11 protein-coding genes are annotated in these 15,015 nt (G+C 65.5%); 1 reads left to right on the top strand and 10 read right to left on the bottom strand.

The features are described 5' to 3' along the window. Positions 1-53: 53 nt before the first annotated feature. The 4 genes from CIT39_RS25360 to CIT39_RS25345 form a co-directional block, all read right to left on the bottom strand. Positions 54-2,015, bottom strand: a complete 1,962-nt coding sequence (locus tag CIT39_RS25360; protein WP_094974155.1) for a MacB family efflux pump subunit — start codon at positions 2,013-2,015, stop codon at positions 54-56. 1 nt (position 2,016) lies between these two features. Continuing rightward, complete coding sequence (locus CIT39_RS25355; protein WP_094974156.1) at positions 2,017-3,243, bottom strand: efflux RND transporter periplasmic adaptor subunit; 1,227 nt, start codon at positions 3,241-3,243, stop codon at positions 2,017-2,019. After that, entirely contained in the window at positions 3,240-4,784 is a 1,545-nt protein-coding gene (locus tag CIT39_RS25350) for an efflux transporter outer membrane subunit (RefSeq protein WP_414645226.1), read from the bottom strand. The genes CIT39_RS25355 and CIT39_RS25350 overlap by 4 nt, the downstream gene beginning before the upstream one ends. 1,009 nt (positions 4,785-5,793) lie before the next feature. Next, entirely contained in the window at positions 5,794-6,162 is a 369-nt protein-coding gene (locus tag CIT39_RS25345; RefSeq protein WP_244607450.1) for a hypothetical protein, read from the bottom strand. 345 nt (positions 6,163-6,507) lie between these two features. Here CIT39_RS25345 and bamA point away from each other — a divergent pair, with 345 nt between their 5' ends. Next, entirely contained in the window at positions 6,508-8,985 is a 2,478-nt protein-coding gene (gene bamA, locus CIT39_RS25340; RefSeq protein WP_414645254.1) for an outer membrane protein assembly factor BamA, read from the top strand. Here the strand turns inward: bamA and CIT39_RS25335 are convergent. The 6 genes from CIT39_RS25335 to CIT39_RS25310 form a co-directional block, all read right to left on the bottom strand. Further along, the gene (locus CIT39_RS25335; RefSeq protein ID WP_094971862.1) at positions 8,982-10,214 is read right to left on the bottom strand and encodes a Zn-dependent hydrolase; all 1,233 of its coding nucleotides are present in this window, start codon (positions 10,212-10,214) and stop codon (positions 8,982-8,984) included. The genes bamA and CIT39_RS25335 overlap by 4 nt on opposite strands. Continuing rightward, a complete protein-coding gene (locus tag CIT39_RS25330; RefSeq protein ID WP_162308674.1) occupies positions 10,207-10,992 on the bottom strand; it encodes an ABC transporter ATP-binding protein in 786 nt (261 codons plus the stop codon). Before CIT39_RS25330 ends, CIT39_RS25335 begins: the two co-directional genes overlap by 8 nt. Continuing rightward, positions 10,989-11,762, bottom strand: coding sequence for an ABC transporter permease (locus CIT39_RS25325; protein WP_094971860.1), 774 nt, complete (start codon positions 11,760-11,762; stop codon positions 10,989-10,991). Before CIT39_RS25325 ends, CIT39_RS25330 begins: the two co-directional genes overlap by 4 nt. A 71-nt stretch (positions 11,763-11,833) precedes the next feature. Further along, the gene (locus tag CIT39_RS25320) at positions 11,834-12,778 is read right to left on the bottom strand and encodes an ABC transporter substrate-binding protein (protein ID WP_094971859.1); all 945 of its coding nucleotides are present in this window, start codon (positions 12,776-12,778) and stop codon (positions 11,834-11,836) included. A gap of 103 nt (positions 12,779-12,881) precedes the next feature. Then, a complete protein-coding gene (gene hutC / locus CIT39_RS25315) occupies positions 12,882-13,610 on the bottom strand; it encodes a histidine utilization repressor (RefSeq protein WP_094971858.1) in 729 nt (242 codons plus the stop codon). Further along, complete coding sequence (locus CIT39_RS25310; RefSeq protein ID WP_094971857.1) at positions 13,607-14,965, bottom strand: formimidoylglutamate deiminase; 1,359 nt, start codon at positions 14,963-14,965, stop codon at positions 13,607-13,609. The genes hutC and CIT39_RS25310 overlap by 4 nt, the downstream gene beginning before the upstream one ends. Positions 14,966-15,015: the final 50 nt, after the last annotated feature.

Raw genomic sequence — 15,015 nt, 5'->3', positions numbered from 1 at the left:
ATTTGCGGACGAATGTCCCGTCCGAAGCACTGTGGTCATGGTCAATCCTAGGGTCAGTCGCGGCTCAGCGCCACCACGGGGTCGAGGAACGCGGCGCGGCGGGCCGGGAAGAAGCCGAAGGCCACCCCGATGCCGGTCGAGGTCAGGAACGCCGCGCCGATCGAGAACGTCGAATAACTGACCTCGAACCCGGGCACGGCGAGGTTGATGGCGAGGCCGAGCAGCATCGCGACGAGAATGCCGGCGATGCCGCCGATGGACGAGATCAGGGTCGCCTCCACCAGGAACTGCTGGAGGATGTCGCCGCGCCTGGCGCCGACCGCCATGCGCACCCCGATCTCGCCGATCCGTTCGGACACGGACACCAGCATGATGTTCATGACGCCGATCCCGCCGACCACCAGCGAGATCACCGCGATCGCTGCCACCAGGAACGCCAGCGTCTGGGTCGTGCTGGTGATGGTGCGGCGGATATCGTCGGTGTTGAGGATGACGAAATCCCTCGTGTTGTGCCGCTGCGTCAGCAACGTGGTCACCGCGTCCTGCGCCAGGTTGGTCGAGATCTCGTCGCTGATCCGCAGCAGGATGCTGCGCAGCGCACGATCGCCCGTGAACTGGGCCTGCACGGTGGTGTAGGGCAGGTAGACCGACAGGTTCTGGTTCGAGCCGAATCCGCCCTGCTGCTGGGCGATGACGCCGACGATGCGGCATGGCACCTTGCCGAGCCAGATCACGCGGCCGACGCCCGCGGTCTGGTCGTCGGCGAAGAAGGTCTTGCGGGTGTTGTCGTCGATGACGGCCTGGCGCTCGATATTGCGGATCGCGTCGGCGTCGAACAGGCGGCCCTTCGCGAGCTTGGCGCCCTTGACCTGGAAATAGCTCGCGCCGACGCCGTTCACCAGCACGTTGGACTCGTTGCCGCGATACCGCACCGTCGTGCTGGTCGAGACCGTCGGCGTGACCCCGGCGATGAAGTCCTGCCGGTCCAGCGCGCGGGCGTCGTCCAGCACCAGCGTCTTGATCTTGCTGGCGCGCGCATCGCCAAAATCCTTGCCCGGAAAGACCTCGATCGTGTTGGTGCCGAGGTTGGAGATATCGGACAGCACCTTGCGCTGGGAGGCGTTGCCGAGCGCGACAACGGACGACACCGCGGCGATGCCGATGATGATGCCGAGCATGGTCAGGAACGCACGCAACCGGTGCGCGGCCATCGCGGCCAACGCCATGCGCGATGCCTCATGCAAGCGCCCCATCGTACTGAACCAGCCGACACCGCTATCCCTTGCGGATCGGGAAACCCCGGCGGCCGGTTCTATCGTGGCTGCGGATTCAGTGCGGCGATCGGAGGCGATCTTGCCGTCCCGCAATTCGATGATGCGCTCGGCCCGTGCGGCGACATCGGCATCATGAGTGACGATGATGATCGTGCGTCCCTCGCGATGCAGCTCCTTGAGGATCTTGAGCACTTCCTCGCCGCTGCGCCGGTCGAGAGCGCCGGTCGGTTCGTCCGCCAAAATCACTTCGGCGCCGTTGATCAGGGCTCGCGCGATCGAGACGCGCTGCTGCTGGCCGCCGGAGAGCTGGTTCGGGCGATGACCGCTTCGGGTCGCCACGCCAAGTCGTTCGAGCAGTTCGGTCGCGCGCGTGCGGCGCTCGCGCGCATTGATGCCGGCATAGACGGCCGGAATCTCGACATTGGCTGCTGCGGAGAGGTCCCCGAGCAAATGATAGCGCTGGAAGATGAAGCCGAAATGTTCGCGGCGCAGCGCCGCCAGTTGGTCCGCATCGAGCTCTGAAACGTTCTTGCCGGCGACGCGATAGGTGCCGGATGTCGGGCGGTCGAGACAGCCGAGGATGTTGAGCAGTGTCGATTTGCCCGATCCGGAGGAGCCGATGATCGCGACCATCTCGCCGGGCTGGATGCTCAGCGAGATGTCGTCGAGCGCAACCACGCAGGTGTCTCCGGTCGCGAATTCCCGCCGGACCTTCTCCAGCGCGATGATCGGATCGGCCATGTCAGAGACCTCCGGGCGCGCTACCCGGCGCGCCGCGCGATGCGGTCTGCTCGCTCGCCTCTCCGGTGACGACCCGCTCGCCCTCGTCGAGACCGGATCTGATCTCGACGATGGTGCGATCGTTGAGGCCGGTCTTGACCTCGCGCTCGCTGACGTCACCGGACGCGCTGAGGGTGCGGACGGTGCTGCGGCCGTCGGATTTGCGCATCACGGCCAGCGCGGGGATCACCTTCACGCGCTTCGCCTCGCCGGTGACGATGTGAACCTCGGCGGTCATGTAGGTCCGCAGCGCATAGTCCTTGTTGGGGACGTTGAAGACGCCGATGTAGTAGATCGCCGTGCTGGTCGAGCTCGACGAACTCGAGCTCGACGAGGACGTGGTGGTCGAGGAGAAGCTGGCGTCGGTCTTGATCGACTCGGGTGCCGGCTCGATCTGCTCCAGCCGGGCCTCGTAGCGATGGTCCTGGTCGCCGAGGATGGTGAAGTACAGCGATTGCCCCGGCTTGACCTTGACGATGTCGGTTTCGGAAATCTCCGCCCGCACCGTCATGGTCTCGAGCTGGCCGAGCACGACGATGGTCGGCGCGGACTGCACCGCGTTCACCGTCTGTCCTTCCTGCGCCACCGTGGCGAGGACCGTGCCGTCGATCGGCGCGGTGATGCGGGTGTATTCGAGGTTCACGCGCGCGGTCTCGACGCTGGCTTCCGCTCCCACGATCAGGGCTTCGAGGGCGGCGATCTGGGCCCGGGTCTGCCGCACGGTCGAATCCGCACTGTCGAAATCGCTGCGCGAGGTCGCGCGCTGCGCCAATGTCGCCTGTTGGCGTGCGAGGTTCGCCTCGGCCAGCACCAGCGCGGCCTCTTTCTCGACCTTCTGCGCCCGGTAGTTTTTCAGCGACGCCTCGGAGCTGCGCAGATCGTTCTGCTTGGTGACGGGGTCGATCTGGGCGATGACGTCGCCCGCCTTGACCGTATCGCCGACGCGAACGTTGAGGGCGGTGATCCGGCCCGACACCTGCGCGCCGACCGCCGTCAGTCGCGCCGGCTTCAGCGTGCCGCTCGCGAGCACCTCCTCGCGCAGATCGCTGACGGTGACCGGCGCCGTGATGTAGGACTGCGTCTTGTTCGACGTGCCCGGAAAGCGCATGGCCGCGACGACTCCGGTCGCCGCAACGGCAACGATTGCCGAGGCGATCTTCAGGCGCTTGGGGGTGATGATCCCGGTCACTTCTGCATCTCCCGGAAGTGAGGTCCCGTGTTGCTGTCCACGATGATTGGCGTCGACACGTCGACCGGATCGGACCAGCCGCCGCCGAGCGCCTTTGCCAGCGCGATGTAGTCCTTGGCCGCCGACACCTTGCTCTGGATCAGCGAATCCTCGGCCGAGTACAGCGACCGTTCGGCGTCCAGCACGTCGATGAAGCTGGCGCTGCCGGTCTCGAACAGCGATCGCGACAGCCGTGCGGCCTCGCGGTAGTTTTTGGCCGCTTCCGTCAGCTTGGCCGCACGCACGCGTTCGCGCGACAGCGAGACCAGGGCGTTCTCGACGTCTTCGAACGCGGTGAGCAGCGTCGAATGGAACGTCGCAAACGCCTGGTCGCGCTGCGCCTCCGCGATCCTGACGGTGGCCAGGCGCTTGCCGGCGTCGAATACCGGCACCGTGACCGAGGGGCCGACCGACCAGCTCACGCTGGAATATTTCGCGAGATCGCCGGCGCGTAGCGCCGAGGTGCCGACCGAGCCGGTCAACGACACCGCCGGATAGCGATCGGCCTCGGCCGCGCCGATCTTGGCGGTCGCTTGGGCCAGCTTGCGTTCGGCGCTGGCCACATCCGGGCGGCTCATCAGGAGATCGGCAGGCAGTCCGGTGGGGAGCGGCATGCGCGGTGCCGGCACGGGCGCGGACCGCGCCATCAGCGAAGCGACGCCGTCGGGTGGACGGCCGAGCAGGATGCCGAGCCGGTGAATGTCGGCCGCGAGCGCGGCCTGATAGGTCGGAACGTTGGCCTCGGTACTGGCGGCCTGCGCGGTCGCCTTGGCGAGATCGACGGCGTTGCCGCTGCCGGCCTCGTATTTGCTGCGGGTGAGCTTTTCGGTGTCGCGCTGCGAGACCGAGGTCCGCTGCGCCAGCGCAATCCGGGCCTGATAGCCGCGTGCGTCCACATAATAGGCGGCGACGTCGCCGATCAGCGTGACCAGGCTGTCGCGCAGATCTTCCTCGGCCGACTGCGCGCCACGGACGGCCGCCTCGATGCTCCGCTGCGTGCCGCCGAACAGGTCGAGCTCCCAGCTGGAGTCGAAGCTTGCCTGGTGAAGCGAGTAGGGGGAAGTGTCGACGACGGCCGAGGCGGAGCCAGCGCTGGTCTTGTTGTCGGTTACCGAGGCAGAGCCGCTGACCGAAGGAAACAGGCCGGCGCTGGTTTGTTGAACCGTTGCGCGCGCCTCGCGCACGACCGCCTTGGCTTTGGCGACATCTGGATTGGCTTCGACGGCTTGTTCGATCAGCCGATTGAGCAGGGGATCGCGCAGGCGCAACCACCAGCGATCCAGTGTGCCGGTCTGCCGTCGGGACGCCGGTTTGGCGCTCCAGTGCGCGGGCATGTCCAGCCTGGGCGGCCCGGCGTAATCCGGACCAACCGCACAGCCGGTCAACAGGCCGCCCAGCATCAGCGCGAGGCAGGCCGCTCCGGCGCGCGACTGCGTGGTCGTCGGATGATGATTCTCCTTTGCGGATGGTACGGGGATTGCGACGAACGGGTGTGACGGCATCAAATCGGCTGAGATCCATATGGCCTTGCCCCGGGAGGGCACCCATGGCCCCCCGGAGGGGGCAGGAACAGGCTGAAACCAATAGCCGCGCGATCGTGGCCTTTCAGCAGCCCGAATGTTGCTGAATGTAAACAGGTATTGCCGGACATCTCGGCGCCGCGCCTGTGTCGCCCTCTGTCAATCCACGCGCGTGAAAATATTCCACTTTACCGAAATTCGGTTTCGGCGTATGTATAGCCCATCCCGGCTCACCCAAGAGGGGCGACGTGTCGTCGTCATGTTCGCGAGCCGGGGTTGCGGTGGACGCGGCAGCGTCGGCATGAGAGGTGCGGGCAGGGCGGGTAGTCCCTGTGAGCTCGTAACCGCGTGCGGACGACGGCGCTGTCAGGCTTCGTCTCGTCTGTAAGTTTCCGGCTTTGTCGACAGGGCTCGGGAATACTGCGGCGACATGGCGGGCCGTGCGTACGGCAAAACCGTGTGGTCCTGGCCGTCGTTGCCACGGTCAAGCTCTTGCGAAGGTGCGAGCGAGCCCAACCGGGCAGACTGCATCATCCAAATTCGCGGGGCGAGGGAGGCCAAAAGGAATGGTCGGCTCCCGGGAGATCACGGCATAAGCCGTCCAGCCATCGCGCAGGGAAGGCCGAGTGATCGGCGACACCTGTATGCTGCTGTGCGGTTCTTTCTGCGTGTGCATTTCGCGCAGCAGACCGCGGGTGCCAGCCGGCACCCGGCCTTCCCTGTGCCCTCTTGGATCAGAGGGTGGCGAGACCAGGCAAAGCTCGGGCGAAACACGCCGCGAGAACGCAAAGGCGCGTCTGCAAGCCGAGCTGCTCGCCACAAGCCGGATCTCGTAGGGTGGGCAAAGCGAAAGCGTGCCCACGCCTTGTTGCTCATGGAGGGAGATCGTGGGCACGGCGCCGTGCGCCTTTGCCCACCCTACGGCACCGCCCCTGGGATCTGCACTGGCGCATTGCAATGACGATGTGGAAGAAGCTGCGCTACGCTCCGCTCACCACGAAATCGGTATCCTCTGCGCGAATCCGCCGAGGTCCGAATCCGGGCTCAGTGGCTGCCGGTCGAGGGGCCGGTTGTTGTTGCTGCGTGCGAACGAAGCGCCGGGCGGGAAGGCATAGTCGGTGAACTTGCGCTCGCCCGGAAGGACCTCGGTGCCGCCGTCCAGCCACGACCGCTTGCTGACATAGATGCGCGTATGCAGGCCGGATTGATAGGACCGGTTGGGGCCGCGCGGGCCGTATTCATAGACGGCGCTTTGTATCGCCGGCTGTCGATTGCGCTTGCCGGTGGTCGCGGCATGCGCGCTCAGAGTCGAGAGAAGGAGGGCGGCCAGCGCCGCTCTGGTCGTGACGCGCGCGCTCATCGGTAAATACCCCATGCAAGTTCCTGATGGCGCCGCCTCTCGCACCGGTCCCGGACCTTGTAAAGAATTCACGCGTTACGGAATGTTGTCGAACATCCGCGCGGGCGCGCCATGGCGCGAAGGCTGCAAAGTCGACCACCCGCGGCCGCGCAGGGCCCGGAGACCGCCGCTGCCCATGCGCATATGCGGCGCGCGCAATCGACCGACCGCACGAAATTCAACGCGCAGAAACATGCGGCAATCCCAAAGCCACACCGCGGCCACAGCGTTCCCGTCTTCAGAACATGCGAAGTGCTGTTGAGGTGTGGAATGTCGTTTTTGCGGGCCTGGCTGATCGTCGTGGCGATGAGTGCTGTATCGATTGCAAGTTCGCTTCCGTTTGCTCTGTTGCCGCAACCGGCGGCCGCGCAAGTCGCGGAGACGATCGTGGTCGAAGGCAATCGCCGGGTGGAGGCCGAGACGGTCCGCTCCTATTTCAGGCCCGGTTCGGGCGGACGCCTCGATCAATCCGCCGTCGATGACGCGCTCAAGGCGCTGATCGCGACCGGCTTGTTCCAGGACGTGAAGATCAATCAGTCCGGCGGCCGCATCGTGGTGTCGGTGGTGGAAAATGCAGTGATCGGCCGCATCGCCTTCGAGGGTAACAAGAAGATCAAGGACGAGCAGCTTTCGGCGGAAATCCAGTCCAAGCCACGCGGGACCTTCTCGCGCGCGCTGGTGCAATCCGACACGCTGCGCATCGCCGAGATCTACCGGCGCTCCGGCCGCTATGACGTGCGGGTCACCCCTGAGATCATCGAGCAGCCGAATAGCCGTGTCGATCTCGTCTTCACGGTCGAGGAGGGCGCCAAGACCGCGGTGAAGTCGGTCGAGTTCATCGGCAACAGCGCCTTCTCGGCCGCACGCCTGCGCGACGTCATCAAGACGCACGAGAGCAATCTGCTCAGCTTCCTCGGCAGCAACGACATCTACGACCCTGATCGCGTCGAGGCCGACCGCGACCTGATCCGCCGCTTCTATCTCAAGAACGGCTTCGCCGACGTCCAGGTCGTGGCTGCGCTCACCGAATACGATCCGGAGAAGAAGGGCTTCCTCGTCACCTTCAAGATCGAGGAAGGCGCGCAATATCGCATCGGCTCCGTCGACTTCCGCTCCAGCATCGCCAATTTCGACACGGGTACGCTCCGCGCCTATTCGCGCGTCAGTGCCGGCTCGCTCTACAACGTCGAGTTGGTCGAGAAGTCGGTCGAGGAGATGCAGATCGAGGCCTCGCGCCGCGGCTATGCCTTTGCCGCGGTCCGTCCCGGCGGCGACCGGAATTTCGAGGCGCACACCGTCTCCGTTGTGTTCAACATCGACGAAGGCCCGCGCACCTATATCGAGCGCATCAATTTGCGCGGCAACACGCGCACGCGCGACTACGTGATCCGCCGCGAGTTCGACATCTCCGAGGGCGATGCCTACAACCGCGCCCTGGTCGACCGCGCCGAGCGTCGACTGAAGAACCTCGACTACTTCAAGAGCGTCAAGATCGTCACCGAGCCGGGCTCCTCCAGCGATCGCGTGGTCCTGAACGTCGAGATGGAAGAGAAATCGACCGGCGACTTCTCGATCTCCGGCGGCTATTCCACCAGCGACGGCGCGCTGGCCGAAGTCTCGATCTCCGAGCGCAACCTGCTCGGCCGCGGCCTCTACGGCAAGGCCTCGGTGAGCTACGGCCAGTATTCACGGGGAATATCGCTGTCCTTCGTCGAGCCCTATCTGCTCGACTACCGGATGGCGCTCGGATTCGACACCTATTGGAAGCAGCAGAAATCGAACAGCTATACGAGCTACGGCGTGACCACGCTCGGCTTCTCTCCGCGCATCGGGCTCGCCCTGCGTGAGGACCTCTCGCTTCAGCTCCGCTATTCGCTCTATCAGCAGAGCATCACGCTCGCCAGCGCCTACAACAATTGCAACAACAACGCGTCCAATAGCTCGCTCGCCTTCAACCCGACGCCGTCCTACATCCAGAACGTCCTGGGCGGCGTCGACCCGACCAATTCCACGAGCTCGGGAGTCTATGGCTATGGCTGCTACGGCGACGGCGAATCGAGCCTGCCGGTCCGGAAGGAGCTGGCGAACGGCGCGACCTGGACCTCGGCGCTCGGTTACACGCTGAGCTACAACACGCTCGACAACACCAAGAACCCGACGGACGGATTGCTGGTCGACTTCCGGCAGGATTTCGCCGGGGTCGGCGGCGACGTCACCTATCTGAAGACGGTGCTGGACACCAAATATTACACGCCGCTCGTCTCCGAGATCGTCAGCGTGATCCATCTCCAGGGCGGCCTCCTCAGCAAGCTCGGCAACCAGGATTTGCGCATGCTGGATCACTTCCAGATGGGTCCGAACCTGGTGCGCGGCTTCGCCTCGAACGGCATCGGTCCGCGCGACATCAGCTACTGGAGCCTCGGCGCCAGCGGCGATGCGCTCGGCGGCACGAAATATTGGGGCGCGTCCGCGGAATTGCAGATGCCGTTCTGGTTCCTGCCCAAGGAAGTCGGCCTGAAGGGCGCAGTCTACGCCGATGCCGGCTCGCTGTGGGGCTATCAGGGGCCGACCTCGTGGTCGGCCACGGGTGAGGTCAACACCAAGGCGTGCCCGACCTGCGGACTGCAATATGACGACGGCAACACGGTGCGATCGTCGGTCGGCGTCGGCCTGATCTGGGCCTCGCCGTTCGGGCCGCTGCGCTTCGACTACGCCGTGCCGATCACCAAGGGCAAATACGACGTCGTGCAGGAGTTCAGATTCGGAGGAGGGACGTCGTTCTAACCCCCGAGAATGCGGCGGCAGGCGTCGACATACACCTCCGCGCCGGTGACGATATCGGCGTCGGCGGTGTTCTCGGTCCAGTGATGGCTGATTCCGCCGATCGACGGCACGAACAGCATGGCGGCGGGCATGACGGTTGCCAGCATCTGCGCGTCGTGGCCGGCGCCACTGGGCATGCGAACGGACCGTCCGCCGGCCAGCGCCTTGCTCGCGGCTTCGATCGCGTCCTGAAGGCCCGGGTTCATCATGGCGGGCGCGCCGGTGCGCAGCTTCTCGACGGTGACGGTGCAGGGACCCTGCGTGCTGGCCTCGTCCGCCATGGTGCGCAGCTCTTGCTCTAATCTCGCAATGACGGCCGGATCGTCGTCGCGGATTTGGAACAGCATTTCGGCGCCGCCCGGAATGATGCTCGGAGCGCCCGGATCGAGCGTGATGCGGCCGGTGGTCCAGACCGTGCGCGGACCGCAGGTATCGGGAAAACGCTCGTCGATCGCGACGCAAAATTTGGCCAGCGCCAGCCCCGCATCCTTGCGCACGGCCATGCGCGTGGTGCCGGCGTGGTTCTGCTCGCCGGCAAAGTTGATCCGGTATTGCCAGATACCGACGATGGACGTCACGACGCCGATCGCGAGGCGGCCGCTTTCGAGCGTATCACCCTGCTCGATATGCGCCTCGAGATATCCGACGTGGCGGCCCGGCTCGACGCCGACGCGCGGGCGTCCTGCCAGTCCCATGTCAGCAAGTGCGTCGCGCATGGTGCGGCCGCTGGTGCGGTCGCGCGCGGCGTCGATCTCGGCTTCGGTCACCTGGCCGACATACGAACGCGAGCCCAGGAAGCTGCCGAAATGACCTTCCTCGTCGCACCAGGCAGCGACTTCGACGGCGCCCTTCACGGAGGGATCGATATTGAGCACGCGGGCGGCCTCGAGCGCGTAGACCACGCCGAGCGGGCCATCGAGCCACCCTGCGTAGTTCTGGCTCTCCAGATGCGAGCCGGCCAGCAGCTTCGACCCGGGCTTCGCGCTGGTGCCGAAGACATTGCCGATGCCGTCTACAGCCGCGGAGAGATTGGCCTCTGGCAGCTTCTGCACGAGCCACTCCAGGGAGAGCTTGTGTGGCTCCGAGAAGGTCGGCTTGTGCACGCCGGTCTTGTAGGCGCCAAAAGCGCGCAGCGCATGGAGGTCAGCGAGGACGCGCGCGCCGTCGGCGGAGGGACGATTGTCAGGCATGCTCGGTAACCTTCAGCGCCTCGGTACGGATTTCCTCGACCAGCCGTTCCTTGAGCTGGACGAATTCCGGCGTGGTCTTGATCTTGTAGGAGCGCGGATGCGGCAGGTCCACTGTGATCTCGGCCTTGATGCGGCCTGGCCGCGCGCTCATGACGATGACGCGGCTGCCGAGGAAGATCGCTTCTTCGATGTCGTGGGTCACGAACAGCACGGTCTTCTGGTCGCGCTCCCAGATCCCCAGCAGCATCTCCTGCATCAAGGCGCGGGTCTGGTTGTCGAGCGCGCCGAAGGGCTCGTCGAGGAGCAGGATCTTGGGGTCGTTGGCGAGCGCGCGCGCGATCGCGGTGCGCTGCTGCATGCCGCCGGAGAGCTGCTTGGGCCAATGGTTCTCGAAGCCGGACAAACCGACCTGGCGGATGAAGGCGTCAGCGATTCTGTGGCGGTCCGCCTCGGAGACGCCGCGCTCGCGCAGGCCGAACGCGATATTCTCGCGCACAGTGAGCCAGGGGAACAGCGTGTAGGACTGGAACACCATGCCGCGATCGGCGCCCGGACCCGTCACCTCGCGGCCGTCGAGCGTGACGCGTCCGCCGGTCGGACGATCGAGGCCGGCAACGATGCGCAGCAGCGTGGACTTTCCGCATCCGGACGGACCGAGAATGGTGACGAAATCGTTGTTGCCGATGACGAGATCGGTCGGCTCCAGCGCCTTGGTCGGTGCGTTGCCGTGGCGCGCGGGGAAGGTGCGCGAGACCTGCTCGACCTTGAGGATCGTCATGCGAGCCTCCACGGGAACAGCCAGGCGTTGAACGCCTTGAACATGAAGTCCGAGAGCAGCCCGATCAGCCCGATCACGATGATGCCGAAAATGATCTGGCCGGTGTTGAGCAGCGCCTGGCTGTCGGTGATCATGTGACCGATGCCCGAGGACGAGCCGATCAGCTCGGCAACGATGACATAGGTCCAGGCCCAGCCCAGCACCAGCCGCAGGATCTCCGCGATCTCGGGCGCGGAGGAGGGCAGCAGCACACGCCGGATGATGCCGCGGTCCTTGGCGCCGAGTGTATAGGCCGCCTCGACCAGATCGCGCCGCGTCGAGCCGACCGTCACGGCGATCATCAGGATGACCTGGAACACCGAGCCGATGAAGATGACGAGCAGCTTCTGCAGTTCGCCGATGCCGGCCCACAGGATCAGCAGCGGGATGAAAGCGGAGGCGGGCAGATATCGCGCGAAGGAGACGAACGGTTCGAGGAAGGCTTCGACGGGCTTGTAGGCGCCCATCAGCACTCCGATCGGCACTGCGATGATGGCGGCGAGAGTAAAGCCTCCTACGACGCGCCAGATGGTCATGCCGATGTCGTACAGGAAACCCTGCCTGGCGATCAGGTCGACGCCTTCCTGCACCATGGTCAGCGGATTGGCGAGGAACACTTTCGACACATGGCCGCCGAAGGTCGCCCATGACCAGAGGGCAACGAACACCACGAAGAACGCAAAGCCATAGGCCACACGTTGCTTCGATGTCACGGGATCCAGAGGGCGCATCAACGATCTATCCAGGCGATGAACGGGATCGCCGGCCCCGCCGCGAGACGGAGCCGGCGGCTATCGAGGCGTTACTTGATGAAGCTGGCGTCGAAGAGGTCCTCGACCTTCGGAGCGGCCTTGATGATGCCGATCTCGAGCAGGAGCTCGGCGGCCTCCTTGTTGAAGGTCAGGAAGTCGCCCGCGAAGAATTTCTGGTTGGCGGCCTTGTCCTGCCAGCGCAGATACTTTGCCGAGTTGCCGAACTGCTCGCCGCTCTGCTTCACGTCGGCGCCCATGATCTCGTAGGCCTTGGCCTGGTCCTTGGCGATCATGTCGAGCGCCTCGAAATAGCTGTCGGCAAGCGCCTTGGCGGCCTTGGGATTCTCGCTCAGGAATTTCGGCGTGCAGCCAAAGGTGTCCATGACCATCGGGTAGTCCAGCGTGGTCGCGATGATCTTGCCCTTGTCGGGCGCGGCGCGCACCGTCGACAGATAAGGCTCATAGGTCATCGCGGCGTCGTTCTGGCCGGAGACGAAGGCCTGCGCGGCGGCCGCCGGCTCGAGGTTGACGACGGTGACGTCCTTCACCGTGAGGCCGTTCTTCTTGAGCATCCAGGCCAGCGCGAAATAGGGCGAGGTGCCGGGCGCGGAGGCGGCGACGGTCTTGCCCTTGAGGTCCTTGATCGCGGCGACGTCGTTGCGCACGGCCATGCCGTCTGCGCCGAAGCTCTTGTCGAGCTGGAAGATCTGCTTGGTCGCAACGCCATTGGCGTTCCAGGAGATCCAGGTCTCGACCGTGGTCGCGGCGCACTGGATGTCGCCGGACGCAATGGCGAGATGCCGGTCCTTCTGCGGGATCTTCTTGATGCTGACGTCGAGGCCGTTCTTCTTGAAGATGCCGGCTTCCTTCGCCAGCGTCAGCGGCGCGAAGCCGGTCCAGCCGGAGATGCCGACGCCGACCTTGACGTCGTCGGCGAGCGCGGGAGTGGCGGCCGCGAAAGCAATGATTGTCGCAAATATCGTCGAACTACGCATGATTGTCGTCCTCTTGCCCAGATGGTTTGACGTGCTGTTGAATTCCGTCGGTCCAGGCGGACCGTTGCCCGAAGCGTTGCACGATTTGTGCCGACATATCCTCTCAACCTCCCTTGAATCGCGCGACAAGGCGGTGAGAGTCACCGGGATAGAGCAGGCGCACGGCGGTGATGGTGCGCGCGCTGCGCCAGGTGTAGCGGTCGATCACGAGACAGGGCGCGCCGACCGCGATCGCCAGCGCGTCCGCCGTGGGCTCGTCCGCAACGACGGCGCTGATCGTGTGCTCGGCTTCTGTCCATGGGACATGATGAAGCAGCCAGGACCCTGGCGGCTCGCGCGAGAAATCAGCCGTGGCGGCGTCGGGCACGGACGACAAATCGATCAGCCTGTCCTCGATGGCGAACGGTACCTTGTCGGCGCTGTGCCGGCAGGTGATCGCGACCACCTTACCGGCCTTCCGCACGCCGAGACGGTCACGGTCGGCCGCGGTCGCGGCGCGCAGCTTGCGATGGATCAGCTCATAGCCGTAAGCGCGCCCGAGCGCGGTGATCTCGGCGCGTATGTCGGCGATCTTGAGCACCGCAGACTGATGCTGCGGCCGGCGCACGAACGAGCCGGCGCGCCGCCGCCGCTCGATCAAATCCGCCTGCGCGAGCTCAGACAGCGCCTTGTTCACGGTCATGCGCGAGCAGCCGTAGCGCGCGACCAACTCGTGCTCGAACGGAATGCGGTGGCCCGGCGGCCATTCGCCGGTCAGGATGCGTTTTTCAATGTCGTCGCGGATGCGCTTGTAGAGCGTCGGCTGGTCGGCCGCGTCGGTGGCGAGGCTCATGCGACGAGCCTCCGCACCGCCGCGTTGAAGCGCTCGCGCGCGGTCTGGCGCAATCTGTGGTGCCCGGCTTCGACCACCTTGTGGCCGCCGGACCAGACGCAATCGATCGCGCCACTGCTCGCGGCAAAGATCCAGCCGTCAATGGCTGCGTCGCCGACGCGCCCCGATAGCGAAGGATGCGCCGTGTCGAGCGTGACGATGTCGGCCCGCGCGCCAGGGACGAGGCCGACCGTCGGCTCGGCCAGTGCTTGCGCGCCGCCCGCAAGAGCATGGTCGAATAATGTGCGACCGGTGGAACGGCCCGCGCCGCTGGAGAGTACGTTGCGCTCGCGATGGGTCAGCCGCTGGCCATATTCGAGTTGGCGCAGTTCGTCGGCGACGCCGACCAGCACGTTGGAATCGGTGCCGACGCCGAACGTACCGCCCGCGCCGAGAAATTCGCGCGCCGGGAAGATGCCGTCGCCGAGGCTCGCTTCGGTGATGGGGCAGAGACCCGCGACCGCGCCAGACTTTGCGAACGCGACGACTTCCTCACCCGTCGTGTGTGTCGCGTGAATGATGCACCAGCGCCGGTCGACGGGCGCATGCTCCAGCAGCCATTGCACCGGTCGTCGCCCCGACCAGGCGAGGCAGTCCTCGACTTCCTGCACCTGCTCGGCGGCATGGATATGCACCGGGCCGCCCTCGGCGAGGGGAATGATCGCTGCGAGCTCGTCCGGCGTCACCGCGCGCAAACTGTGCGGCGCGATGCCGATATTGGCGCCGGGCAATGCGCTGATGGCCTTGCGCGAGGCGATCATGAGCTCAGCGAACCGATCGACCGAGCAGATGAAGCGGCGCTGGCCGTCATGAGGCGCTGCGCCGCCGAAAGAGCCGTGCGCATAGAAACTCGGCAGCAATGTCAGGGCAATGCCGGAGGCCTCGGCCGCCTGCGCGATCCGCGCGGCCATCTCGGCGGGATCGGCATAGGGCGCGCCGTCGCGATCATGGTGCAGGTAATGGAATTCGCCGACGCGGGTAAAACCTTGCTCCAGCATCTCGACATAGAGCAGCGTCGCAACGGCGGCGACGTCATCGGGCGTCATTGCGAGGGCGAAGCGATACATCGTCTCGCGCCAGGTCCAGAACGTGTCGGTGCTGTCGCCGCGCAGCTCGGCAAGGCCGGCCATGCCGCGCTGGAAGGCGTGGCTGTGCAGGCTCGCCAATCCCGGCACCGCAATTGCGTGGCGCTCGTCGCCGGCAGCTGGCTGCACGCCCGCCGTCACCGCCGCGATCGCGCCGGCGGTAATCACCACCTGCACGTCATTGGCCCAGCCCGAAGGCAGGAGCGCGGAGGCGAAATGCAGTCGGGACATGATTGATGACACGCCGGCTGGACAGAAGAGCCTTACGATTATATGTCTAG

The sequence above is a fragment of the Bradyrhizobium symbiodeficiens genome (genome assembly GCF_002266465.3).
Taxonomy (GTDB): domain Bacteria; phylum Pseudomonadota; class Alphaproteobacteria; order Rhizobiales; family Xanthobacteraceae; genus Bradyrhizobium; species Bradyrhizobium symbiodeficiens.
This window is presented reverse-complemented; position numbering and strand designations above follow the sequence as displayed.